The sequence below is a fragment of the Pseudomonas sp. TE21394 genome, assembly GCF_054057835.1.
In genome coordinates this window covers 3,992,149-4,013,920 of sequence record NZ_JBSRZR010000001.1, presented here as the reverse complement: position 1 = coordinate 4,013,920, position 21,772 = coordinate 3,992,149, and the positions used below count along the sequence as shown (strand labels likewise).

The window sequence follows — 21,772 nt, the reverse complement described above, 5'->3', positions numbered from 1 at the left end:
TCGCCTCGCGCCTTCGCCATGGTATCGGCAACATTTGTCGAGACCCGGTCATGCACACATCCCTACTTCCCACCCTCGGTCTGATGATCACCCTGGCTGGCTGCAGCACCCCACCTCAGGCTCCTGCACCCGCAGCACCACCCGCTTTGCCGGCGACATCGCCCAAGCCGAAAACCCAACTTCCGGCCTGGGTCCGCCAGGACCGTTACACCCTGGTCACCACACGTCCCACGCTAGAGCAGCGCCAGCCGCTGTATCAATTGGTCAACGTGCAGATCGCGCCAGTCCTGCATGCCACCGTCGGTGAAGCCCTGCGTCACGTGCTGCAACGCTCGGGCTACGCGCTGTGTGCCGATAGCCCTGCGGTGGATCGATTGTTCCGTCGCCCTCTGCCCGCGGTGCAGCACCAGCTCGGGCCGATCTCGTTGCTGGACGCCCTGACCATCATCGGCGGCCCGGCCTGGCGACTCGACATCGATCCGGTCGATCGGACCGTGTGCTATGCCCTGCGCGTGCCGACGCCCGCTCCCCCCTACTCGACCCTGGAGCTCACGCCATGAAGGTCCTTCATTTTCAGGCCGTGGTGGTCGGTGCCCTGTGCCTGGGCGCCGCCGTGCTCGCCGCCGAAACGTACAACCATCATCAGCAACTGGCCGAGCTTCAGGCTGCGGCCCGCAACGCCCCGGCCGACCCAGCACCGGCCTTGCGCCGCGATATCGATGCATTGGGTGCCAGGCTTTCTACGCTGCAGCCGCAGGTCGTGGCGTTGGGCGAGGCGCAAGGTCGACACACTGCAGCGCAGGCCGCCCTCGGCCAGCAGCAGGATGAGCTCGCTGTCTCGCTCAAGGCGCTCGAGGCGGCACCGCCAGGTCCGAGCAGCAGCGATCTGACGGTACTGGAACAACGGCTGGCCACGGCAGAGGCCGCGCTCGAGAAACTGTCGACCCGCCCTGCTGCGCCTGCAACCGCCAACACGCAACCGCAGGCCTCCAGCGGTGAGAAAGCCAAGGCCAAACCTCTGGCCCCGCCCTTCACCCTGCTGGGTATCGAGACCCGAGGTGACATCAGGTTCGTGGCTGCCCTGCCCGCTGGCGCCCATTCGCTCACGACCGTGCACCTGCTGCAGCCTGGCGACAGCTTGAACAGCTGGCAGCTGCGCGCAATTCGCGCGCACCAGGTGGTGTTCCATGTCCCGGGGCATGGCGACCACACACTGCCACTGCCGTGACGAGGTGCGTATGGCTCGGTTCTCTCGCCCTTCGCTCATCCTGCTCCCCGCCTGTCTATTCGCAGGACTGGCGTGGACCGCGCCAAAACTGGTCGACTCGGCCCCGCAGTTCAGCGAACAGATGCCACTGGGTCGGCAGGCATCCGACGCGGCTCAGGCCAAGGCCTGGGGGCTGACGGAGGATGAGTGGGCCAAATTTGAGCGCCTGCAGGCTGGCCCCCGCCACTACTGGTCGCCGCAGCTCGACCCACTCACCACCCTCGGCGTGGAAGCCGACTCGGACCAGGAACGGCAGCGCTACGCCGAACTGCAGGTCCGTCTCGAAGCCAAACGTGCCGAGCGCGAACTGGCCTACCAGAAAGCCTACACCGCCGCCTGGGCGCGCCTGTTCCCGGGGGTGCTGCCTGTGCAAGGCATGGTCGATGATCCAGCAGCTACCCCTACCGGCCGCTTTGCCCTGTTTGTGGAAGAACGCTGCCCGCCCTGCGTCGCCAACACCCAGCAGTGGCTGCGTGGCGGCGCACACCTCGATGTGTACTTGATCAGCAGCCAGGGTGACGATAGGAGTCTGCGCCAATGGGCACGCGATGCCGGCATTACCCCCGCCCAGGTCAGCAGTGGCCAGGTCACCCTCAACCATGACCGCGGCCGCTGGTTCGCCCTAGGCGCCAGCCGCCCCTTGCCGGCGCGCTTCCAGCAGGTGGACGGGAAATGGCAGCGTATCGACTGATCCTAGCGCTGGCCTTGACCGGCACTACAGCCGTTCATGCGGCCTCGCTGCCGCCGCCGGCGTATCAAATCGCCGCCGAGCGCGCTGGCATCCCCGCGTCAGTGCTGTTCGCCATCGCCCTGCAGGAGAGCGGTACGCCGCTGCGGGGTCACCTCATGCCCTGGCCTTGGACCCTGAATGTCGCCGGCACACCGCTGCGCTTCGCCCGCCGTGATGAGGCGTGCGCCGCACTCAAGCAGGCCTTGGTCCGCCACGATCCCAAGCGCATCGATGTCGGGCTGGGTCAGACCAACCTCGGCTACCACCCAGACCGCTACCGCAGCGCCTGCGATGCCCTCGATCCTCGCGCCAACCTGGCCGTGACGGCAGAGCTGCTGCGCGCCCACTATGCCGACAGCGGTGACTGGATCGTGGCGGCTGGCCGCTATCACCGCCCTGCTGGGGGTAAACCTGCAGCGCAGTACCGCCGACAGTTCAGCCAGCACTGGCAGCGTGTGCAAACGGTCGCGTCCTCGCCGAGGGGGCCGCAGCCATGAACCGTCGGTGCTGGGTAACGCTGTGTATTTTTCTCTGGTGGACGATTGGCGCGCTCGCGGCCCCCAGCCAACTGCCCGATCCCCGCGCGCTGACGTGGGCCCTGCCCGTACACAGCACACGCCTGTCACCCGGTGCCGTGTCGCCAAGAACATTGAAGATGCCAGGGTTCACGCCGCTGTTTCTGGTCGGGCACGACGCTGCCTCTCTGGAATGGTTGGCCCAGCACGCCGAGAGGCTGCAGGACCTGGGCGCTAGCGGCCTGGCGGTTGAAGTGGCCGACGCCCGAGCCTTGCGCCGCATCCAGGCGGCAGCCCCGGGGCTGGACATCTGGCCGGTGAGTGGTGACGACATCGCCGAGCGCCTGGAACTGCAGCACTACCCGGTGCTGATCACACCCACCGGCCTGGAACAGTGAGGGTGCAGCATGGGCGAGCATGCAATGGAGTCCCTGCTGCGCCCGGCGGTGGAGCTGTACACCGTGGGCATCTGCGCCGGTGCTGGCGCGCTGTGCCTGCACTCGCCCTGGGCGGTGGCGCTGTCGCCAGAGGTGGGGGCAGGCATGGCCCTGGCCTATACCGCATTCGGCCTGAAGCGGCTCAACGAGGCGCGGATCGTCCTGCGCTATCGGCGCAATATCCGCCGCCTGCCGCGTTATTCGCTGACCAGCCGGCAGATTCCGGTGAGCGGCAAGCGCCTGTTCATGGGCCGCGGCTTTCGCTGGACTCGCCTGCACACCCAGCGCCTGCTCGAGGCGCAGGACCCGGCGCTGGCCCGCTACGTCAACCAATCGGCTGCCCACCAGTGGGCGCGGCGAATGGAACACCTGCTGGAGAAGGCTCCACCTGGACTTTCGCTATTGCCCCGCCTGACGGCCTGGGACAGCCCATTCAACCCGGTGCGGCCACTGCCTCCGGTGGGCGGTTCACCGCTGCTGCATGGCGTCGAGCCGAAAGAACAGGAAGCCAGCTTGCCGCTGGGCGAACGTGTCGGGCACACCTTGGTGCTGGGCACCACGCGGGTCGGCAAGACACGCCTGGCGGAGGTGTATATCACCCAGGATATCCACCGCCCGAGTCAGGAGGTGGTGATTGTCTTCGATCCCAAAGGCGATGCCGATCTGCTCAAGCGCATGTACGTCGAAACGCGGCGCGCCGGCCGCGAGCATGAGTTCTATGTGTTCCACCTGGGCTGGCCGGAGATCTCCGCCCGCTACAACGCCATCGGCCGCTTCGGCCGCATTTCCGAAGTCGCCACCCGCATCGCTGGCCAACTGAGCGGCGAAGGCAATTCGGCCGCATTTCGCGAGTTCGCTTGGCGCTTCGTCAACATCATCGCCCGGGCCCTGATCGAGCTCGGCCGGCGCCCCGACTACCTGCAGATCCAGCGGCACGTGGTGAACATCGATGCGCTGTTCATCGAGTACGCCCAGCACTTCTTCGCCCGCCATGATCCTCAGGCCTGGGAAGCGATCGTGCAGATCGAAGGCCGCCTGAACGAGAAGAACATCCCGCGTCACATGATCGGTCGAGAAAAGCGCGTGGTGGCGATCGAGCAGTACCTGACCGCCAAGCGCATCTTCGACCCGGTCATGGATGGCCTACGCTCGGCGGTACGCTACGACCGCACCTACTTCGACAAGATCGTGGCTTCGCTGCTGCCGCTGCTGGAAAAACTCACCAGCGGCAAGACCTCGCAACTGCTCGTCCCCAGCTACACCGACCTCGATGATCCGCGGCCGATCTTTGACTGGCTCCAGGTCATCCGTAAACGCGGCATCGTCTACGTCGGCCTAGACGCGCTATCCGACGCAGAGGTGGCGGCTGCCGTCGGCAACTCGATGTTTGCCGACCTAGTTTCGGTCGCCGGCCATATCTACAAACACGGCATTGACCACGGGCTACCAAGCTCCTCCAACGCCGCGGACAAGGTGCCGATCAACCTGCACGCCGACGAGTTCAACGAGTTGATGGGCGACGAGTTCATTCCGCTGATCAACAAGGGTGGTGGCGCCGGTATCCAGGTCACCGCCTACACCCAGACCTTGAGCGACATTGAGGCGCGTATCGGCAACCGGGCCAAGGCCGGCCAGGTCATCGGCAACTTCAACACCCTGCAGATGCTTCGCGTGCGGGAAACCGCCACCGCAGAGCTGCTGACCAACCAGTTGCCCAAGGTCAACGTGCAGACCCGCACCCTGGTCTCCGGCGCGACGGACACCGCTGACCCTGATGCCCGTACCGACTTCACCTCCTCCTCGCAGGATCGGGTTACCACGACCGCCGTGCCGCTGATTGAACCCGCGCACGTCATCGCCTTACCCAAGGGGCAGATGTTCTCGTTCCAGGAGGGAGGACAATTGTGGAAGGTGCGCATGCCGCTACCCAAACCGGCCAGCGACGATGCGATGCCGGCGGATCTGCAAACCCTGGCCGCGCGCATGCGCGAGTCGTACAACGCCAATGCGGGAAACTGGTGGAGCAGCGCTGGCGGTGCGCCGACGGTTGATTTCGATCCCGAGGTACCTCCACCAGGGCGCAGACGCTCCTAATGAGCGCGCCATAGACAACCGGATACTCTGGAGTCCATATGCCGCCGCCCCCAGCCAGCCCACCTCCTCCACAGCGAAGTCCGGGCCTCATTATCGGCATGATCGACCTGTGTCTGCGACTGCTCGGCCTGCTGTTCGCTTCGCTGATATTCTCTATTTTGCTGGAGTTTGTGGGCATGCTGTGGTTTTGGCCCGAGCAGGGCTGGCATCACAGCCATGCCATGTGGCTGAGCGAGCTGGGCTGGCTCAGTGGCCACTTCAAGAATTCATTGCTCGTGCAAGAGCCGGCGCAAGCGACCGCCAAGGTACTCGAACACCTGAATGATTGGGCCGTAGTGCGGTCCGGGTGGGCGCAATTCGATACCCAGCTGAAGCTGTTCAGTCGAGAAGCGACAATCCAGGGGCAGTTCGCGCAGGTATACGTTGTGATGCAGGACTATCTGCTGGCGGCCCTGTTTACGGTCTTTACTTTCGTCGTGCGACTGGCCGTTCTCATACTCGCTACCCCTCTGTTCCTGCTCGCGGTGATCACCGGTGCGGTTGACGGTTTGATGCGCCGTGACTTGCGCAAGTTCGGGGCAGGCCGGGAGAGCAGCTTTGTATACCACCGAGCGAAGCGAACACTGCTACCGCTGGTGATCAGCCCTTGGGTGATCTACCTTTCCCTGCCCTGGACACTCAATCCCATCTGGGTCCTGGTGCCTTGTGCTTTCCTCTTAGGTTGCATGGTATCGATTACCGCCGCCACTTTCAAAAAGTATCTTTGAGGCCAGGTCGGCCACGCACCTAATCAATACACACTACGAATCGGCGCCCAATCTAATAACAACCACTTACCGCACCACCAACCACCAACCACCAACCACCTCAAAAATAATTGTCTCGCGCCCGAGCCTGCCGAATATACAGCTCACGAACCTCCTTGACTTCCGCCAAACTTTTAATAGTACAGCTTCGCGTTTCGTAAGTATAACCCCCTTTATCTGGCTGTGCGACCACAACCTCTTTAGCACTGATCGCCGCCAGTTGTGTTCCTCGCGGCAGATCCATCATCCCGCAGTCTTCTGGCTGCAAGTGAAAATCAGCATATATCAACAATTCATGCTGGACTCCTCGCAGCCTGGGGCCCGCACTTTCCAGCAACAATGACGTTACGGAAATAGCCGTATAAATTAACCCAACCAGCAGCGTCATACCCACCCAACCGTCTTCATGATATCGCTTATTAGGGCGAAAGCCCACTGAGTCATCTATGGCTGCAGGGTGCCTATACGGACTGCTCGTAATACCTAGAGCGAACATGCCTAGCACAGCACCTAGCAGAATAACTACAGAGACCAACAGGCTTACTCCCCAGTACCAAATATAAGCGAGCCAAGCCAAAGTCAGGATTTTCTGGCCTACTGGAAAATTTCCAGGAGTTACACGAGTGTGGTATAGAATGAAACCATCTGCTTCTGCACTGGCCATCATGCCTAACCCAAGCGTCATCACCGCTGCCGAAGCCGCTAGCCATCCCTTGTGAAGCCTATAAACCTCTACGAGCTTCAGTCGAACTACAGCCAACCATAAAGAACATAGGCTAAGCCCTAACAAAAACCAACGCCCGACTACCTTTATGTCAAATCCTCGGTAGTGCAGAACAAGTAAGCCCAGCACACAGAGGAGGCATAACGAAATAGTCAACGCCAGCCATTGCTGCACACCCCAGTAGCGTACACTATAGTTAATTTTCCACGGAAAATGATGGCTTTTCGTGCGAACGAACAGCGGCCTACTCACAAGTCTGTGAATAATATAACAAAAGGCCGCAAAAGACACATACGTCAATAACCAGAACACATAGACCTCTCTTAGTGGTTTGCCCATAGAGTCGCAAATTATGGCCCGCCCGTCTAACCCCAATAATGCTGCCCAAGCCTCTGAATGGCTTAAAACGACTGGCCGAGGATCCTTTTAAGGGGGGCGGAAGGCTGACTAAGCGTGCACCGTGGCATCAGGTATCGAACTGGACTCGGCCATGAAATCCAATCCCTATCTTCCGATTATTGCTGTTTTATTGACATTCGACGCCGGTGCTCAAGCCTTACGTGAATATTCGGACCTCGAACTACTTCAGCACCAGGTGTCTGTCATACAGCAGTTAACCGAGCGCGCAGCCAGAGCTCAAGATCATATCGACGAAGGTACATATCGCTTCGATTATCTGAAACTCGATGCGGACCTCGAACGTATTCGTCTAGGTATCCACAACTACCTATCGCCCTCCCGCGCGCAGCCAGCTGACATGGTTGAGCTGACTGGTGATTACCGTGCCGAAGCCTACCTCGCGAGGCCATCCGATGAGCATGACTGACACCCAACTAAACGCGTTTTCGGCCGTGGCCGGATTTTCCCCGCAGATCAGCTCCGTGATGTGGCGGTCATCGGTGCTCGTGCTCGCATTGCTCTGGTGCACCTGGGCCCTGTGGACCGGTTATCGGGGCTGGGCGGCCGGCAACCTCAATTTCGGTGCGCTCGGCGGCAGCACGCTACACCTGGCCCTCGCCCTGATCGTGCTGATGTTTTTCATGCTGTCGTAATCGGGAGACCTTGCCATGAACCTCTACCGTCGTTGCCATCGCCCACTCGCTCTGTCGCGGAAATCCTGTTCACAAGTCCTGTTCGGTGGCCTGTTGCTGTTGAGCTCCACGTTCGCCTGGGCTGACCTACCGACCATGGAAGCACCGTCTCGTGGCGAAGGCTCGGGGCTGATCGACACCATCAAGAACTACGCCTACGACGGCGGCATCCTGCTCGGTCTGTTGATCGCCACCCTCGCCTTCCTCGGAGTGGCCTGGCACTCGCTCACCGTCTACGCCGACGTGCAAAACCAGCGCAAGACCTGGAAGGATCTCGGCGCGGTGGTCGGCGTCGGCGCGCTGCTGGTGGTGGTGATCCTCTGGTTCCTCACCAAAGCCGCAACGATCCTGTGAGGTCACCATGTCCGAAGCGCCTGCCACCCTGCCTGATGGCACGCTGACCTTCCTTCCGGAGCGCCTCAACCGAGACCCGGCCGTTCTCCGTGGGCTCACCAACGACGAGATGTGGGTCGCGCTGATCATCGGCGCAGGGCTAGGTGTGATTCTCGGCCCGCCGCTGGCCGTGGCCACCGCCTCCATCGCTACCCTCCCCACCTGCATGTTCATCTGCATGGCGGTGGTGTTGCTGGGCGGCGGCAAGCTGATGCGCCGAGCCAAGCGCGCCCGCCCGGAAACCTGGTTGTACCGGCGCCTACAGTGGCACTTGGCGGTGCACTGGGGCATCGGAACCCACCAGCTGATCCTGCATTCGGGGCCCTGGACCGTGCGCCGTACACGTCGACATGTGAGGGCCACACCATGAGCCGCTTCCGTAACAAGGTGGATGCGCAGCAGGCGCATATCTTCAGCCTGCGTCTGGCCGTGTCGATTTTGGCACTGCTGTGCTGCGGGCTCTGGTACGGCTGGCAGTCCTCGCCCTCCGAGCTGACCATTCACGTGCCGCCCGATCTGCGCTCCGGCAGTACACGCAAATGGTGGGATGTCCCCCCGGAAAACATCTACGCCTTCGCGCTGTACATCTTCGGCCAGCTCAACCGCTGGCCCACCGACGGGGAAGTCGATTACCACCGCGCCATCTTTGCCCTGCAGCCCTACCTGACACCGGCGTGCAAGACCTTCTTCGACGGCGACTTCGAGTACCGCAAGGCTGCCGGCGAACTGCGCGGCCGAGTGCGCGGCGTCTACGAGGTGCTGGGCCGCGGCTACAGCGACGACCCCGACCTGCGGGTGAAGCAGCTGGATAAGCACAGCTGGCTGGTCAAGCTCGACCTGAATGCTGACGAATACTACGCCGCCGAGCCGGTGAAACGCGTGGTGGTGCGGTATCCGCTTCGGGTGGTGCGCTTCGACGTCGACCCCGAGCACAACAAGTGGGGCCTGGCCCTGGACTGCTACGAAGGCACACCGCAGAAGCTGACGCTGCCTGGAGGTGCGGGATGATGCGTGTATTTATCATGATGCTGGCGGTAGCCGCAGGCTGGTGTTCTGCAGTCAGTGCGGTGGAGGTCAAATACTGGGACCGCTTGCCGCTGGCCGTATCGCTTACGGTGGGCCAGGAGCGGGTCCTGATGCTGGATGAGGATGTGCGCGTCGGGCTGCCCAATGCGATCGCCGGCAAGCTGCGCGTGCAGTCCGTCGGCGGCACGGTGTATCTGCGCGCCGCTGAAACCCTTCCCCCTACCCGGCTGCAGCTGCAATCAGTGAAGTCTGGCGACATCATCCTGATCGACATCGAGGCGCTAGAGGGCAGCGAGGCGCTGGAGCCGGTCAAGATCGTGGCCCAGGCCTCGGCACCGGACATGGAGGCTGCGAAGGAGGCGGCCCCTGCAGCTACTCCGGTACCGGTGGTGCTCACTCGCTATGCGGCGCAGAACCTCTATGCGCCCCTGCGTACCGTGGCCCCACTGCCCGGTGTGCGACGAGTGCAACTGAGCGACTCTGTGGCACTCAGCTCGTTGCTGCCCACCGAACGGGTTTCGATCAAGGCACTCGCGGCCTGGCGGCTGAGCGACTACTGGGTGACGGCAGTGAAGATCGTGAATCGTGGTCCTGGCAAGGTGGTGCTGGACCCGCGCCACCTGCAAGCCACGCTGTACGCCGCAACATTCCAGCACGCAGACTTAGGTCTCACCGGTACGCCTGAAGACACCACTGTGGCCTACCTCGTCACCCGTGGCGGCGACCTGAAGCACGCGCTGCTGTTGCCTCCGCCAAAACCGGAGGCTGCCGATCATGAAAGCTAACAGCCTGCTCAAGTGGTTCGTACCCGGGGTCCTGCTGGGCATCGTGCTGATCATCGTCAAATCCTGGGTGGCCACGCCAGCCGGCGAGCCCCCTCACGATCCGGACAAGGCCACGCTCACTGCGGAACAGGCCAAGGCCTTGGGCATCGCCGGCGACACTCCGCGCGACACCGTGGCCACGCTGATCGGCCAGGTCAAGGCGATGCGCAGTGAGATGCAAACGCTGAAAAAAGGCAACGAAGCCCTGCAGACTGAAAACAACCGGCTGCGCATGCGCGAAGGCAATATCGACACGCGCATCCAGAGCACGCTGAGCAGTGTCACTCAACAGGTCACCGAGCAGCGCCAGCAGGCCAACGATGCTCGGCAGAAGGCTGAGCAGCAGCACCGCGAGACCCAAGGGCTACTCTCCAGGCTCAAGGACCAGCTCACCGGCAAGCCAGCCTCAAAGTCAGATGTACCTGCGGGATTCGGTCTTGAGCCGGGCGATGAGCAGCAGTTTGCAGGGGCTCAGGCACCGGAAGATGCGGTGCAGTGGATCGAACCCTCGAATGCACGCGCCGGCCAAGAGGACACCGGCAAAGCCGACGGGCCGCTGTCGTCGTTGACCTCGAAGTTCAAGGATCTGCATGGTCTGGACAACAACGCCATCGACCGTGGCCAGGACCGCTTGCATGCCCTCGCCAAAGGCGAGCGTGATATGGAAAACGCTCAGGACCGTACCGAAGGTGCCAAGCCCGTCTACACCATCCCCGAGAACTCGACTTTGATGGGCTCGATCGCTATGACCGCGCTCATTGGCCGGGTGCCGGTGGACGGCACAGTGAGCGATCCCTATCCGTTCAAGGTGCTGGTGGGCCCGGACAACCTCACTGCCAACGGCATCGAGCTGCCGGACGTGGTTGGCGCGGTCATGAGCGGCACCGCTGCGGGGGACTGGACACTGTCCTGCGTGCGTGGTCAGGTCGAGTCGATCACCTTTGTCTTCGGCGACGGCACCGTTCGCACGGTGCCGCAGCCGCAGAAGGTCGTCAGCCGCAATCGCAGCAGCACCCAGACCTCGGACACCGAGAAGATCCGCGGCGGCCTGGGCTACATTTCCGACCCCTACGGCATTCCTTGCATTTCAGGCGAGCGTCGCTCCAACGCCCAGCAGTACCTGGGCAGCCAGAGCCTGATCACCGCGGCCGGCGCCGGCTTTGCCGCAGCGTTGGGCAGCGAGCAGACCAACACCTCGTTCATCAATTCGGCCAGCGGCAGCTTGGGCCTGTCCCAGAACAGCGGCAACAGCGCGCTGAACTCGGTGATCAGCGGTGGCATTGGCGACATCCGTGAGTGGATCAACAAGCTCTACGGCGAAGCCTTCGCCGCCATCTACGTGCCCCCTGGGGCCAAGGTGGCTCTGCACCTGGACCACGAAATCAGCATCGACTACGAACCCAACGGCCGGAGAGTGAACCATGAAAGCCCATCCGTCTCGGTACTGGATCTGGATTAGCCTGCTGCTCGGCCTGCACCTGGCCGGCTGCTCCACCAGCAAAGAGGAATTGTTGCCCCACGGCGATCACACCATGCTTGATATCTGGAACGGCGGTGGCTCGGTCGGTACTCAGCAACAGCTGCTGGAGGCCCGCGGCGAACTGCGTCGCCCGGTGCAGGACCCCGAGCGCCTGATCAACGACCAGAGCGCCTACACGCGCACGGCGGCCAACGAAATCCGTGCCCAGTTTCCGCGCCTGCCCAACCCAGACCTGGTCATGTACGTCTACCCGCATCTGGCCGGTACCCAACAGACGCCGGTGCCTGGCTACTCGACCGTATTCCCGTTGTACGAGAAGGTCCAGTACGCGCTGCCCGGCGAGCGCCTGGACGATCTGTGATGGACGATGACGCGAGTAGCAATCCGTCCCGCTGGAGGCCCTGGCGCGCGGCGCATCGCCGGCGCGCCACGCTGACCGACGAGGCTGCCCAGTATGCGCAAAACCCCAGCTTCGCCGACTACCTGCCCTGGGTCGAGTATCTGGAAGAGGAGCAGTGCATTCTGCTCGACGACAACCGTTCCGTGGGCGCCGTATTCGAGCTGCAACCGATCGGCACCGAGGGTCGCGAGCCTGAATGGCTGATGGCGGCGCGCGATGCGTTGGAAGATGCGTTGCAGGACAGCTTAGACGAGCTCGACCAGGCGCCCTGGGTGGTGCAGTTCTTCTGCCAGGACGACAGTGACTTCGCCCCGTACCTTGAACGCCTGGAGCGCTATATCGCGCCGCGCGCGCGAGGTACGCCGTTCACCGAGGCCTTCCTCGCGTCGATGCAACGCCACCTCGACGCCGTCGGCAAGCCGGGTGGGTTGTTCGACGACCATGTCGTGTCTCACCTCCCCTGGCGCGGCAGCAATCGGCGGATTCGCCTGGTGGTCTATCGCTGGCTCGGGGAGCAGGCCGACGAGGATGGGCAGAGCCCGGTTCAGCTGTTGAACCGCACCTGCGACCGCTTGGTGGCCTCGCTGCAGGCCTGCGGGGTCAGCCCTCGACGGCTGACCGGGCGCGACTTCTACGCCTGGTTGCTGCCCTGGTTCAATCCCGCCCCTGCCCTCACCGACGAATCGCCAGCCGCGTTCTACCGACGAGTGCCCTACCCGGAGACGGAGGCCGACGAGGAACTGCCGCTGCCGTTCGACCACGATTTCGCCGAGCGGCTGTTCTTCCAAGAACCGCGCTCCGATAGCGAACAGGGTCTGTGGTACTTCGATCAACAGCCGCACGCCGTGATGGTGGTCGACAAGCTGCGCAGACCTCCGCATATCGGCCAACTGACCGGCGAGACACGCAAGGGCGAGGCGTTGAACGCCCTGTTTGATCAGTTGCCTGAGCAGGCGGTGATGAGCCTGACCTTGGTGATCACGCCCCAGGATGTACTCGAGGAGCAACTCAACCGCCTGGCGCGCAAAGCCATCGGCGAGAACCTCGCCTCGACCCAGACCCGCCAGGACGTGGAAGAGGCCCGCGCGCTGATTGGTCGCCAGCACAAGCTGTACCGCGGCACGTTGGCGCTGTACTTGCGCGGTGCCGATGAACAGCAGCTGCGCCAGCGTTCGGTCCAGGCTGCCAACGTCCTGCTCGGCGCCGGCCTGCAGCCGGTGCACGAGGGCGATGAAGTGGCCGCGTGCAACAGCTACCTGCGCTGGTTGCCGATGGTCTACAACCCGGCGCGGGACACACGCAACTGGTACACCCGGCTGCTGTTTGCGCAGCACGTCGCCAACCTGGTGCCACTCTGGGGACGTAGCATCGGTACCAGCAACCCAGGCATCACCTTCTTCAACCGCGGTGGCGCGCCGCTGTCATTCGACCCACTGTCGCGCTTCGACCGCTCGATGAATGGCCACCTACTGTTGTTCGGCCCGACCGGTGCAGGCAAGTCGGCCACCCTGGTATCGATCCTCATGCAGGTCATGGCCGTGTACCGGCCGCGGCTGTTCATAGTCGAAGCCGGGAACTCCTTTGGCCTGCAGGGAGACTATTTCGCCACCCTCGGGTTAACCGTCAACAAGGTTCAGCTCAAACCGGGCAGTGATGTGAGATTGGCGCCGTTCGCCCATGCCCGGCGCCTAATCGAACATCCGGACCAAGGCGCCAACTTGTCGACTGAAGACTTGGATGAGGCCGCGCCGGACAGCGACGAGCAGCGCGATGTGCTGGGCGAGCTGGAGATCACCGCGCGGCTGATGATCACCGGCGGCGAAGCCAAGGAAGAGGCGCGCCTGACCCGGGCGGACCGCAGCCTGATCCGCGAGTGCATCCTCGATGCCGCCCGGTACTGCGCGACGACTGAGCAGCAGGTGCTGACCCGCCATGTCCGCGATGCCCTGCGTAAGGTCGCCAGCGACACCCACCTGCCCGACAAACGCCGCGAGCGCGCGCAGGAGATGGCCGAGTCGATCGACCTGTTCTGCCAGGGTTTCGAAGGTGCCTTGTTCGACCGGCCCGGCACACCTTGGCCGGAGAGCGACGTGACGATCGTCGACCTCGCCACGTACGCCCGTGAGGGTTACGAGGCGCAGATGTCGATCAGCTACATCAGCCTGATGAATACGGTAAACAACATCGCCGAGCGCGATCAGTACCTGGGGCGACCGATCATCATGGTCACCGACGAAGGCCACATCATCACCAAGAACCCTCTGCTGGCTCCCTTTGTGGTCAAGGGCACGAAGATGTGGCGCAAGCTCGGCGCCTGGTTCTGGCTGGCAACACAAAACATGGCCGACTTGCCCGATGCGGCGCAGACCATGCTCAACATGATTGAGTGGTGGATCTGCTTGAACATGCCGCCAGCGGAAATCGAGGAGATTGCCCGCTTCAAGAAACTCACGCCGGCGCAGAAAGCGCTGCTGCTCTCCGCGAGCAAGGCCTCGGGCAAATACACCGAGGGCGTCGTCCTGTCGAAGAACCTGGAGACGCTGTTCCGCGCGGTACCACCGAGCCTGTACCTCGCGTTGGCCATGACCGAGCCCGAAGAAAAAGCTCAGCGCTGGCGATTGATGGAGGAGCACCAGCAGTCCGAGCTGGAAGCCGCCCTGCAGGTCGCGGCGGTGATTGATCGCCTGCGCGGCATCTCGTGAACGACACCGTCAGGGCTATCCGAGCCCTTCTGCTTAGTAAAAATCGGAAAGAGCACATTTGTACTCCTTCGGTATTTTGCTCATCTCGCGCCGCTAAATCGAGCGCCCGACGAAACCGGTCACCCCGGACTCGGTTTATCCGCCCTCCTCCAGCGCCGGATCCGGGATGCTGAAACTTGGCGCACGGATGCACACCGCTGCCACCTGCCGAGCGTCGCCCATGAACGTCACCGCCTTCACCCGAAGCAAAGCGCCGAAACCCAGAACGGTTCGCCGTGGCCGCGCCTTCACCGCGGCTGCTCTGCTGGTGGCCGCCGAGCAGTGTCTGGCATTGACCACGCCAACGCTCATCGCCTCCGTCTCTTCGCTGCAGTGCCTGGAGTACCGGGTCGTCGGCATCTGCTACTGGCTGCTCTGTACACCCTTCGGCTGCACGGTGCGAACCTCACCGAAGATCCGTCACTTCATTCCCGAGCTGGTGGTATCGAGCTATGCCGACACCGGCGCCAATCCCTGGAGCGAAATGTCGGCGCTGTCGGCGCCGACGCCGGTATCGCAAGGGGGTGGCAATCTGATCACGCCTTCGCCGCAGCGCGATAACCTGCCCAGGTTCAAGAACGTCGACGGCATTGGCCATCCCGGCGGGGCAGCTTTCACCGCTTTGGCGCATACGTTCGGCTATGCCTGCCCAAGTGGGGCGATGCCATTTGCGCCCTACTACCTCAGCACGCTCGACCCGCTGGCTTGGCGCCAGGCCGTACCCGAATCCTTCTACCCACAGGCGCTGATCCCGGGTATGCGTGAGATCGGCAACCAGGCTCTTGGGGACATGTGGGGCAGTGTGTATCCGCGCCACGGTTTTCTGGTGCAGCCCGACGATTTCAAGGCCGCTGCCGTGATGGCCCAGCGCGCCAGCGACTTCATCACCCGCGTCGGCCAGCCGCACGTGTATCTGCCGCTGCAACCGATGCCGGCTCCCGGCTACTGGCCGCCGCAGCCGGTGACAGAGAACAACGTCAACAATCACCGCTGGCAGTTGCTGGTCCCGGTGATCCAGAACACCTGCGCCATCTTCCCCAGCCCAACGGTCCAGAGCACCGACGGCGCTTACGCCTGGTCGCTGTGGCGGCCCTACCGCTGCTGCCAGCGCATGGGCCAGACCTTCCTGTTCAGCATCGACTTTGATGGAGGCCAATGATGAACAACCTCGCGCTCGGATTGGTGTGCTTCCTCGTGTGTGCCACGGGCCATGCCGCCGAGAACGGTTACCACCTTGGTGACCAGGCGCCAGTGCTGGATGACCGCGTGATGTACACCATCGGTGGCGGCTCAGCAGCCGGTGCGCCCTCCTCGCTCTACCGTCCCAATGGCCTCGGCGTGGGCATGTCGTGGCGGGCCAACATGATGTGCGGAAACATGAACCTCTCGAATACGCTGCAGAACCAACTCAATGGCGCCACCCAAGGCTTCCAGCAGATCATGGGCAACGTCATCCAGAACGCCACACAGGCGGTCATGTCATTGCCGGCAATGATCATACAGCGCGCCAACCCCGGGCTGTATGAGCTGCTGAGTAATGGCGTGCTGCAGGGACGCATCGACTTCGATCGTTCCAAGCTCACCTGCCAGGCGATGGCGGCGAAAATGGCCGACAAGGTCGACCAGGCCGGGTGGGGCGCGCTAGCTCAGAATCAGGAAATGCAGCACAACCTCGAGCAGTCCGGCGGCGATGCCGTAATGGCGGTGAAGGATACCGAGTCGAACAACGGCAACAACGGCGTCAGCTGGGTCGGTGGGCAGAAGGCCGGCGGTAACGGACAGCAACCCATCCGGGTGACGTCTGACGTGGTCAAGGCCGGCTACAACCTGCTGCACAACCGATCCGTCGAGGACACCTCCGCCCTCGGATCGGCTTGCCAGAATGGCGCTATCTGCCAAGCCTGGTCGAGCCCCGAGGAGGCCTCGGAATGGGCGACACAGGTGCTCGGTGAAACCGAGGTGGAAACCTGCGATGACTGCGAGACGCTGCGCGTCACCGCCGGTACGGGCCTGTCGCCGCTAATACAGGAAACCTACGCAGAAAACCTGGAGGGACTTCAACGGATGGTCTCGGGCGCCGACCAGCCCACCCCAGAGAACCTCGGCAGGGTCTCCAGTCCCTTGCTGCAGGTCTCCCGCGGCGTCATCGAGGGGCTGCGCGATGACCCTGACCAGAACTTGCTGACCCGGCGCCTCGCCAGTGAGACCGCGCTGTCCAGCGTGATCTACAAGGCGATGCTGCTGCAGCGCACGCTGTTCGCCGGCAGCCATGAGCCGAACGTGGCATCGGCGCAGCCCGCCACGACTGCCCTCAACAGCAACGTCGAAACGCTGGAACGGGAGATTCGCCTGCTACAAACCGAGCTGCAAGTACGCCAGTCGCTGGCCACCAACACCGCCAGCCTGGTCCTCGATCGTCACGCCGGCGGCGCCGACGCCTCGCGCAGCATTGATCAGCGCGATCCGGAGCCGGACCGACTGCGTCGGGCTGACCAGGAGAGGAGCACGCCATGATCACGTCATCTATGAGATCACTGATCGTCCACGTGCTGCTGATCCTCGGCACCATGCTGATCATGTTGCTGATTGCCTTGATGGCACTACAACTCCTCGCCGCCCAGCTGGATTGGCTCGCACCAACGCGGGCAACTGCCACCTACTTCGCGTGGTGGCGCGCCCTGCTGTACACCCTGATCTTCACCGGCTGGGCCGCAGCGTTGCGCATGCGGCCTGCGCCTGTGGACCAGCAACGGCTAAAGCGTCTGGGATTGATCGGCTTCAGCTCGATCATCCTTGTCGAACTGTCTCGCGTGTGAGGTGCAGACATGAACATGAGCACCAACAGCTACCTCGAGTACTACTTGTCGCTGCTGGCCTGGATCATCAACAACGGGATCTGGAACACGCTGGCGGACACCGGGCTGTTCGCCGCACCCTTCGGTGCAATCATCCTGCAGGAGTGGCTGTCGGCCCGCCAACAGGGTACCGACGAGGGCAACAAGGGCCTGCTGTCGATCCCTCGTGTCGAGAACCGGTTGTGGATGAGCTACGTGGTCATTCTGTTCGGCTGCATGCCGTTCTTCCCGCTGAACCTGTCCTCCTTGACTTTCGACGATGCCGCGAGCCAGCGCTGTGGAGTGTCAATGGCCAGGCCCGCCGACACGGCCTGGGGCACGACTTTCAACACCATCGGCGAGAAGTCAGCGAACGTGCCGGTGTGGTGGTTTCTCGTGCATGCCATGAGCAAAGGCATCACTGCCGCCGCGACTGCGTCGATTCCCTGCGCGCCCGACATCCGCACGATGCGCATGGAGATCGACAGCTCGCGCATAAATGACCAAGTGCTTCTGCAGGAAGTCGCCGACTTCACCAGGGACTGCTACGGCTTTTCGCGCTCGCGGCTGTTCACCAATCGCCCCGAGCTGGACGAGTCGCAAAGCTACGATGCGTCCTGGATAGGCTCGATCTACCTGCTCAATACACCGGGTTATTACGATACTGACCGCTCGCGAATGCCCAGAGTCGATTGGCCGTACGACGAAACCCGCGATACCTCGCTGCCGCAACTCGACAACGGCGCCGGCTACCCCACCTGCAAACAATGGTGGAGCGACGGCACGATCGGACTGCGCGATCGCTTGGTGGCCGAGGTCGATCCATCACTGCTATCGCAACTACGGGGCTGGCTGACGGGGCGCACCTCTACGGAGGTCGAAGACGCCACCTTGCGCGAGCTGGTGAGCCCACGGCAGCAGTCATTGAGCATGGCGCCTGGGCAGGTGTTCCAGGACTACGGCAGCAGCGCCCGCGGCGGTTCGCTGACGCAAGGGCTGAACAACCTGGCCACCAACACCGGCCTGGCCCTAGGCTCGTTCAGTAATTTCCCGGCAATGAATGCGCTGCGCGCGGCGTTGCCGATGGTCCAGGCCTTTCTGATCATGGGCACGATCATCAGCCTACCGCTGGTGCTGCTGATCAGCACCTACCAGCTCAAGGCGCTCATGACGATCACATTCGCGCTGTTCACCCTGCACATGCTGACGTTCTGGTGGGAGCTCGCACGCTGGATCGACTCCAGCATGTTGGAAACGCTGTACAACCAGGTATCGGCCACAGACCAGGCGCTATTGTCGTTGCCAACAGCAGGATTCATGGATGGAACAGTCACCGCACAGGTGATCGAGTACGTGATGGGTGCAATGTTCGTAGTGCTGCCGATGTTTTTCCTCGGCATCATGAGTTGGGCGGGATACAACGTGGGCAGCGGTATGCAAACGCTCCTCACCCGGGGAACAGAAGGTGCTCAGGTACAAGCAGAGAAGGGATCTTCACAGGTCATGTCCGGTGCCCGCAGACTGAAGTAATCAGTCACCTGGGGGCCCCGTTATCGTCGTACATTTCTGGGAATCTAAGGTGATGTCGAGGGTGGCTCATTTCATGGATCCGGGGCTCTCTCTCACTACTGATTGGCAGCGCGGCAATGGTCCATAAAGCAAGCATCCCGAGCGCGAGAGATATCGCAACTGAAGCAACGACGAGCATCAGGATCAACTTAACTACCTGAAAGCCAATTTTGCGATATTTGAACGGCACGGCGGTCAAAACGCGGGAGTTCAAAACCTTGGATTCGAATCTGTTCACCACTCGACCAGCACCAACCGCAGCGCGAATAAGATGCTTGCCGATACCGGTGCTGCCAGAAGCTGAGGATGCTTGAGTCGACATTTGATTGCCTCCCTTACCTATCACCGCGCACGCGGTCCAGCCGCTACCGCTAATTTGGATCCAAGCTTTAGCTTACTCCTCTGTCGCTGAATTCCATGACCGTTGATCACTTGGACAACGCGGATTATCGCCGGTGGCGCTCATTGGATAGGGGATATTCCCTTTGCCCAAAAGCGCCGTTGACGCAGTGCCGGATCGCTTGGTAAACCAAGTGTGCAATCGCTGGTTTTCCAGCACCCCAGGTAGCCATAACCTTTGAGGCTACGTCACGCATGTGATGGTTACCCCGAAATGCGATTCGCGTTCGGCAGCTCGCATGGTCACCGATCCCCGGTGATGAACGCTTTCTAATCCCCCGGGTTCATTGAACCTGCGTCTTCGTTGCACCTTACTCACATCCATTCCAGTGCTGGGAACTCTCCCACACAGGGTGGCGTTCCTCCGCACCCTCTGGAGGATCTCATCATGCTGCGTTTCACAGGCACTGAACTTCACGCCGTGTTGGCCGAGGCCGGTATCAATGGTTGCAGATTGATATTGGTGAAGGACCACGGTGTTTACCTCATGTCCGAGATCGGCGAAAGCAAACCGGATGGCGGTGGCCGCAAACGCGTGGCCTATGCCACTGGCTGCAACCCCAACGTCGACGACTTCGACACCTGGTGGAATCGCGCCCGCGATGAATTCGGCGGCGATGATTTTGCCGAGTACTTCGACATCGATGATCCTGTTCTCGCTAGCCTTCGCGGTACCGCAGGATCGCTGGTGGTGGAAGCGACCTCTACCCACCTGTACCTGGCCGCCGAGGTTGATCCGGTAGGCAAATCTTGAAGGCAGAGGCGAGCTCTACGCGTACCCAGAGCGGCACCTTAACCGGGCCTCTCTGGGCGCCTCTCGCATCCATCTTCAGTCGGTTGAAGATCGCCGTTTGTCAGGAGTCCAAGGACGGAAGTCTTCGCTGGAACTCTCTGGATAGTGCCCTCCATATGAGGTAGGGATCGGAGATTGACCTCACGTCCAAGCGCGGTTTAATACATGGACGCACCCTGCTCAACGCCTTGCTCGGATTGAGCAGATCCATGCACAAACCTCACATGAGGTGTCGCGGGATCAGCTACGCGGAGGTCCAATGTCCAGGATGAAGCGCTTTTTCGATGCGGTGGTGCTGAGCCCAGGCGTTTGGCAGCAGTTCATTGAACCTGCCACAGGCGAGGAACCGATTGGACAGTCAGGCCTGCGCTTGGCAGACCTACTCAACAGCGTGCTGACTTCGGCACCGCGTGCTTCACACTGTCCCATCGAGCTGCAACTCGACCGCTTGCGGCACAACGGCACTTCAGTATCTGCTCACCTGCCGCAGCTTCAGCTGGCTCGCATCACGCCACACAGGGGCCCGTCTTATCTGCTTATCCGGCTACCCGGCGAGATCGTAGTGGATATCGCCGCCCTCTAACCCCGCAGCACCGCTACTGCCTGACCACCCCACCGGGAACCCTTCCCGGCTGGGTAGCGTTCCCCCTACACGCCCGGAGAACGCCATGTCAGATGTCTATCTGGATGTCACCAACAAGATCGTCAGCGCCTTGAGCCAAGGCGTGATCCCCTGGATCAAACCCTGGACCACCACCGGTTCAAATGCTGACTCTCCTTTTCCAATCAACACCATCACCAGACGCCCCTACGCCGGCATCAACATTCCACTGCTGTGGGCCGAGGCGCGCCTGCGAGGTTTCACCCAGGATCGCTGGCTGACCTTCAACCAGGCACGCAAAGCTGGTGGCCATGTACGCAAGGGCGAGCAATCCACCCTCGCGGTGCTGTACAAACCTATGAGCAAGGAGGCGCACGACGAGGACGGTCAGGTCGTTCGCGATGACCAAGGCAATATCAAGATGGTGCAGTTCGCTCTCTTGCGCACGCACTGCCTGTTCAACATCGAGCAGACCGAAGGCTTGCCTGACGAGGAGCCAGCCCCTGCGGAGCTCACCGAGCCGCCCGCCTTCATCGACCACGCCCCGGCCGAGCAGTTGCTGCTAGCCACCGGCGCGCAGATCGAGCATTGCTACGGCGATAGCGCGTTCTATCAGCCGCTGCGCGATCGCATCCAACTGCCCACCAAGGCCCAATTCGAGGACGTCGGCAGCTACTACGCGACGGCCCTGCATGAGCTGACTCATTGGTCGGGCCATCGATCGCGCCTGAATCGCGATGGCATCACCGGCGGGCACGCGTTCGGTTCCGCAGCCTATGCTTTCGAGGAGTTGGTCGCGGAAATGGGTGCAGCGTTTCTCTGCGCACTGACCGGCACCCAGGGAGAATTGCGCCACGAGGAGTACCTGGCCTCCTGGCTGAAGATCCTCAAGGAAGACAAGCGTGCGATTTTCCGCGCCAGTGGCCAGGCCCGTGAGGCCTCGGAGTTCCTGCTGGCACTGCAGGCCGACCGCACCACAGAAGCGCCGGAGCGACTCACGGCGTGATTTCCTTCAACCAGCAAAAAGGCCCCGATTTGGGGCCTTTGT

25 protein-coding genes are annotated in these 21,772 nt (G+C 62.2%); 23 read left to right on the top strand and 2 right to left on the bottom strand.

What is annotated here, in order from left to right; translation table 11 throughout:
* Positions 1-50: 50 nt before the first annotated feature.
* Genes pilL2 through ACVWZT_RS18225 form a run of 7 tightly spaced genes read left to right on the top strand, consistent with a single transcriptional unit; the run spans position 51 to position 5,810 of the window.
* Entirely contained in the window at positions 51-560 is a 510-nt protein-coding gene (pilL2, locus tag ACVWZT_RS18255) for a PFGI-1 class ICE element type IV pilus protein PilL2 (RefSeq protein ID WP_457470614.1), read from the top strand.
* The gene (locus ACVWZT_RS18250; protein WP_457470612.1) at positions 557-1,228 is read left to right on the top strand and encodes a hypothetical protein; all 672 of its coding nucleotides are present in this window, start codon (positions 557-559) and stop codon (positions 1,226-1,228) included. The genes pilL2 and ACVWZT_RS18250 overlap by 4 nt, the downstream gene beginning before the upstream one ends.
* A gap of 10 nt (positions 1,229-1,238) precedes the next feature.
* Entirely contained in the window at positions 1,239-1,958 is a 720-nt protein-coding gene (locus ACVWZT_RS18245; RefSeq protein WP_457470610.1) for a TIGR03759 family integrating conjugative element protein, read from the top strand.
* A complete protein-coding gene (locus ACVWZT_RS18240) occupies positions 1,940-2,494 on the top strand; it encodes a transglycosylase (RefSeq protein WP_457470609.1) in 555 nt (184 codons plus the stop codon). Before ACVWZT_RS18245 ends, ACVWZT_RS18240 begins: the two co-directional genes overlap by 19 nt.
* Positions 2,491-2,910, top strand: a complete 420-nt coding sequence (locus tag ACVWZT_RS18235; RefSeq protein WP_457470607.1) for an integrating conjugative element protein — start codon at positions 2,491-2,493, stop codon at positions 2,908-2,910. The genes ACVWZT_RS18240 and ACVWZT_RS18235 overlap by 4 nt, the downstream gene beginning before the upstream one ends.
* A 9-nt stretch (positions 2,911-2,919) precedes the next feature.
* Positions 2,920-5,043 carry a type IV conjugative transfer system coupling protein TraD gene (gene traD, locus ACVWZT_RS18230; RefSeq protein ID WP_457470605.1) on the top strand — a complete coding sequence of 708 codons (2,124 nt, stop codon included), beginning with the start codon at positions 2,920-2,922 and terminating at the stop codon, positions 5,041-5,043.
* 38 nt (positions 5,044-5,081) lie between these two features.
* Positions 5,082-5,810 (top strand): TIGR03747 family integrating conjugative element membrane protein, encoded by a 729-nt coding sequence (locus ACVWZT_RS18225; RefSeq protein ID WP_457470604.1) that lies wholly within the window; start codon positions 5,082-5,084, stop codon positions 5,808-5,810.
* A gap of 100 nt (positions 5,811-5,910) precedes the next feature.
* Here the strand turns inward: ACVWZT_RS18225 and ACVWZT_RS18220 are convergent, their stop codons facing one another.
* Complete coding sequence (locus ACVWZT_RS18220; protein WP_457470602.1) at positions 5,911-6,912, bottom strand: hypothetical protein; 1,002 nt, start codon at positions 6,910-6,912, stop codon at positions 5,911-5,913.
* Positions 6,913-7,063: 151 nt separating this feature from the next.
* Between ACVWZT_RS18220 and ACVWZT_RS18215 the strand changes: the two genes are divergently transcribed.
* From ACVWZT_RS18215 to ACVWZT_RS18155, 13 genes are all read left to right on the top strand, one after another.
* The gene (locus ACVWZT_RS18215; protein ID WP_457470601.1) at positions 7,064-7,399 is read left to right on the top strand and encodes an integrative conjugative element protein, RAQPRD family; all 336 of its coding nucleotides are present in this window, start codon (positions 7,064-7,066) and stop codon (positions 7,397-7,399) included.
* Positions 7,386-7,625, top strand: a complete 240-nt coding sequence (locus ACVWZT_RS18210) for a TIGR03758 family integrating conjugative element protein (RefSeq protein WP_457470599.1) — start codon at positions 7,386-7,388, stop codon at positions 7,623-7,625. The genes ACVWZT_RS18215 and ACVWZT_RS18210 overlap by 14 nt, the downstream gene beginning before the upstream one ends.
* A 15-nt stretch (positions 7,626-7,640) precedes the next feature.
* Positions 7,641-8,018 (top strand): TIGR03745 family integrating conjugative element membrane protein, encoded by a 378-nt coding sequence (locus ACVWZT_RS18205; protein ID WP_457470598.1) that lies wholly within the window; start codon positions 7,641-7,643, stop codon positions 8,016-8,018.
* A gap of 7 nt (positions 8,019-8,025) precedes the next feature.
* On the top strand, positions 8,026-8,427 hold the full coding sequence (locus ACVWZT_RS18200) for a TIGR03750 family conjugal transfer protein (RefSeq protein ID WP_457470597.1): 402 nt from the start codon (positions 8,026-8,028) through the stop codon (positions 8,425-8,427).
* Entirely contained in the window at positions 8,424-9,065 is a 642-nt protein-coding gene (locus ACVWZT_RS18195) for a PFL_4703 family integrating conjugative element protein (RefSeq protein ID WP_064492718.1), read from the top strand. Before ACVWZT_RS18200 ends, ACVWZT_RS18195 begins: the two co-directional genes overlap by 4 nt.
* The gene (locus tag ACVWZT_RS18190) at positions 9,062-9,868 is read left to right on the top strand and encodes a TIGR03749 family integrating conjugative element protein (RefSeq protein ID WP_457470594.1); all 807 of its coding nucleotides are present in this window, start codon (positions 9,062-9,064) and stop codon (positions 9,866-9,868) included. The genes ACVWZT_RS18195 and ACVWZT_RS18190 overlap by 4 nt, the downstream gene beginning before the upstream one ends.
* The gene (locus ACVWZT_RS18185) at positions 9,858-11,366 is read left to right on the top strand and encodes a TIGR03752 family integrating conjugative element protein (RefSeq protein WP_457470593.1); all 1,509 of its coding nucleotides are present in this window, start codon (positions 9,858-9,860) and stop codon (positions 11,364-11,366) included. Before ACVWZT_RS18190 ends, ACVWZT_RS18185 begins: the two co-directional genes overlap by 11 nt.
* On the top strand, positions 11,329-11,748 hold the full coding sequence (locus ACVWZT_RS18180; RefSeq protein WP_457470592.1) for a TIGR03751 family conjugal transfer lipoprotein: 420 nt from the start codon (positions 11,329-11,331) through the stop codon (positions 11,746-11,748). Before ACVWZT_RS18185 ends, ACVWZT_RS18180 begins: the two co-directional genes overlap by 38 nt.
* Complete coding sequence (locus ACVWZT_RS18175; protein WP_457470591.1) at positions 11,748-14,489, top strand: conjugative transfer ATPase; 2,742 nt, start codon at positions 11,748-11,750, stop codon at positions 14,487-14,489. Before ACVWZT_RS18180 ends, ACVWZT_RS18175 begins: the two co-directional genes overlap by 1 nt.
* 220 nt (positions 14,490-14,709) lie before the next feature.
* A complete protein-coding gene (locus ACVWZT_RS18170; RefSeq protein ID WP_457470589.1) occupies positions 14,710-15,687 on the top strand; it encodes a TIGR03756 family integrating conjugative element protein in 978 nt (325 codons plus the stop codon).
* A complete protein-coding gene (locus ACVWZT_RS18165; protein ID WP_457470587.1) occupies positions 15,687-17,042 on the top strand; it encodes an integrating conjugative element protein in 1,356 nt (451 codons plus the stop codon). The genes ACVWZT_RS18170 and ACVWZT_RS18165 overlap by 1 nt, the downstream gene beginning before the upstream one ends.
* Positions 17,039-17,344, top strand: coding sequence for a hypothetical protein (locus tag ACVWZT_RS18160; protein ID WP_457470586.1), 306 nt, complete (start codon positions 17,039-17,041; stop codon positions 17,342-17,344). The genes ACVWZT_RS18165 and ACVWZT_RS18160 overlap by 4 nt, the downstream gene beginning before the upstream one ends.
* A 9-nt stretch (positions 17,345-17,353) precedes the next feature.
* Complete coding sequence (locus ACVWZT_RS18155) at positions 17,354-18,892, top strand: conjugal transfer protein TraG N-terminal domain-containing protein (RefSeq protein WP_457470584.1); 1,539 nt, start codon at positions 17,354-17,356, stop codon at positions 18,890-18,892.
* A gap of 4 nt (positions 18,893-18,896) precedes the next feature.
* Here ACVWZT_RS18155 and ACVWZT_RS18150 read toward each other — a convergent pair whose 3' ends face one another.
* The gene (locus tag ACVWZT_RS18150; protein ID WP_457470583.1) at positions 18,897-19,253 is read right to left on the bottom strand and encodes a hypothetical protein; all 357 of its coding nucleotides are present in this window, start codon (positions 19,251-19,253) and stop codon (positions 18,897-18,899) included.
* A gap of 465 nt (positions 19,254-19,718) precedes the next feature.
* Between ACVWZT_RS18150 and ACVWZT_RS18145 the strand changes: the two genes are divergently transcribed.
* The 3 genes from ACVWZT_RS18145 to ACVWZT_RS18135 all read left to right on the top strand — a co-directional run bounded on the left by ACVWZT_RS18145 (position 19,719) and on the right by ACVWZT_RS18135 (position 21,730).
* Entirely contained in the window at positions 19,719-20,084 is a 366-nt protein-coding gene (locus tag ACVWZT_RS18145; RefSeq protein WP_457470581.1) for a DUF3085 domain-containing protein, read from the top strand.
* Positions 20,085-20,382: 298 nt separating this feature from the next.
* Positions 20,383-20,706 (top strand): hypothetical protein, encoded by a 324-nt coding sequence (locus ACVWZT_RS18140; protein ID WP_457470579.1) that lies wholly within the window; start codon positions 20,383-20,385, stop codon positions 20,704-20,706.
* An 85-nt stretch (positions 20,707-20,791) separates the two neighbouring features.
* Positions 20,792-21,730: an ArdC family protein gene (locus ACVWZT_RS18135; RefSeq protein WP_457470577.1), complete on the top strand. Its 939-nt coding sequence runs from the start codon at positions 20,792-20,794 to the stop codon at positions 21,728-21,730.
* Positions 21,731-21,772: the final 42 nt, after the last annotated feature.

Excerpts from the sequence above, each read along its gene's own strand:
- pilL2 (WP_457470614.1), top strand. The coding sequence starts at position 51 with ATGCACACATCCCTACTTCCCACCCTCGGTCTGATGATCACCCTGGCT.
- ACVWZT_RS18250 (WP_457470612.1), top strand. The coding sequence starts at position 557 with ATGAAGGTCCTTCATTTTCAGGCCGTGGTGGTCGGTGCCCTGTGCCTG.
- ACVWZT_RS18245 (WP_457470610.1), top strand. The coding sequence starts at position 1,239 with ATGGCTCGGTTCTCTCGCCCTTCGCTCATCCTGCTCCCCGCCTGTCTA.
- ACVWZT_RS18240 (WP_457470609.1), top strand. The coding sequence starts at position 1,940 with ATGGCAGCGTATCGACTGATCCTAGCGCTGGCCTTGACCGGCACTACA.
- ACVWZT_RS18235 (WP_457470607.1), top strand. The coding sequence starts at position 2,491 with ATGAACCGTCGGTGCTGGGTAACGCTGTGTATTTTTCTCTGGTGGACG.
- traD (WP_457470605.1), top strand. The coding sequence starts at position 2,920 with ATGGGCGAGCATGCAATGGAGTCCCTGCTGCGCCCGGCGGTGGAGCTG.
- ACVWZT_RS18225 (WP_457470604.1), top strand. The coding sequence starts at position 5,082 with ATGCCGCCGCCCCCAGCCAGCCCACCTCCTCCACAGCGAAGTCCGGGC.
- ACVWZT_RS18220 (WP_457470602.1), bottom strand. The coding sequence starts at position 6,912 with ATGGGCAAACCACTAAGAGAGGTCTATGTGTTCTGGTTATTGACGTAT.
- ACVWZT_RS18215 (WP_457470601.1), top strand. The coding sequence starts at position 7,064 with ATGAAATCCAATCCCTATCTTCCGATTATTGCTGTTTTATTGACATTC.
- ACVWZT_RS18210 (WP_457470599.1), top strand. The coding sequence starts at position 7,386 with ATGAGCATGACTGACACCCAACTAAACGCGTTTTCGGCCGTGGCCGGA.
- ACVWZT_RS18205 (WP_457470598.1), top strand. The coding sequence starts at position 7,641 with ATGAACCTCTACCGTCGTTGCCATCGCCCACTCGCTCTGTCGCGGAAA.
- ACVWZT_RS18200 (WP_457470597.1), top strand. The coding sequence starts at position 8,026 with ATGTCCGAAGCGCCTGCCACCCTGCCTGATGGCACGCTGACCTTCCTT.
- ACVWZT_RS18195 (WP_064492718.1), top strand. The coding sequence starts at position 8,424 with ATGAGCCGCTTCCGTAACAAGGTGGATGCGCAGCAGGCGCATATCTTC.
- ACVWZT_RS18190 (WP_457470594.1), top strand. The coding sequence starts at position 9,062 with ATGATGCGTGTATTTATCATGATGCTGGCGGTAGCCGCAGGCTGGTGT.
- ACVWZT_RS18185 (WP_457470593.1), top strand. The coding sequence starts at position 9,858 with ATGAAAGCTAACAGCCTGCTCAAGTGGTTCGTACCCGGGGTCCTGCTG.
- ACVWZT_RS18180 (WP_457470592.1), top strand. The coding sequence starts at position 11,329 with ATGAAAGCCCATCCGTCTCGGTACTGGATCTGGATTAGCCTGCTGCTC.
- ACVWZT_RS18175 (WP_457470591.1), top strand. The coding sequence starts at position 11,748 with ATGGACGATGACGCGAGTAGCAATCCGTCCCGCTGGAGGCCCTGGCGC.
- ACVWZT_RS18170 (WP_457470589.1), top strand. The coding sequence starts at position 14,710 with ATGAACGTCACCGCCTTCACCCGAAGCAAAGCGCCGAAACCCAGAACG.
- ACVWZT_RS18165 (WP_457470587.1), top strand. The coding sequence starts at position 15,687 with ATGAACAACCTCGCGCTCGGATTGGTGTGCTTCCTCGTGTGTGCCACG.
- ACVWZT_RS18160 (WP_457470586.1), top strand. The coding sequence starts at position 17,039 with ATGATCACGTCATCTATGAGATCACTGATCGTCCACGTGCTGCTGATC.
- ACVWZT_RS18155 (WP_457470584.1), top strand. The coding sequence starts at position 17,354 with ATGAACATGAGCACCAACAGCTACCTCGAGTACTACTTGTCGCTGCTG.
- ACVWZT_RS18150 (WP_457470583.1), bottom strand. The coding sequence starts at position 19,253 with ATGTCGACTCAAGCATCCTCAGCTTCTGGCAGCACCGGTATCGGCAAG.
- ACVWZT_RS18145 (WP_457470581.1), top strand. The coding sequence starts at position 19,719 with ATGCTGCGTTTCACAGGCACTGAACTTCACGCCGTGTTGGCCGAGGCC.
- ACVWZT_RS18140 (WP_457470579.1), top strand. The coding sequence starts at position 20,383 with ATGTCCAGGATGAAGCGCTTTTTCGATGCGGTGGTGCTGAGCCCAGGC.
- ACVWZT_RS18135 (WP_457470577.1), top strand. The coding sequence starts at position 20,792 with ATGTCAGATGTCTATCTGGATGTCACCAACAAGATCGTCAGCGCCTTG.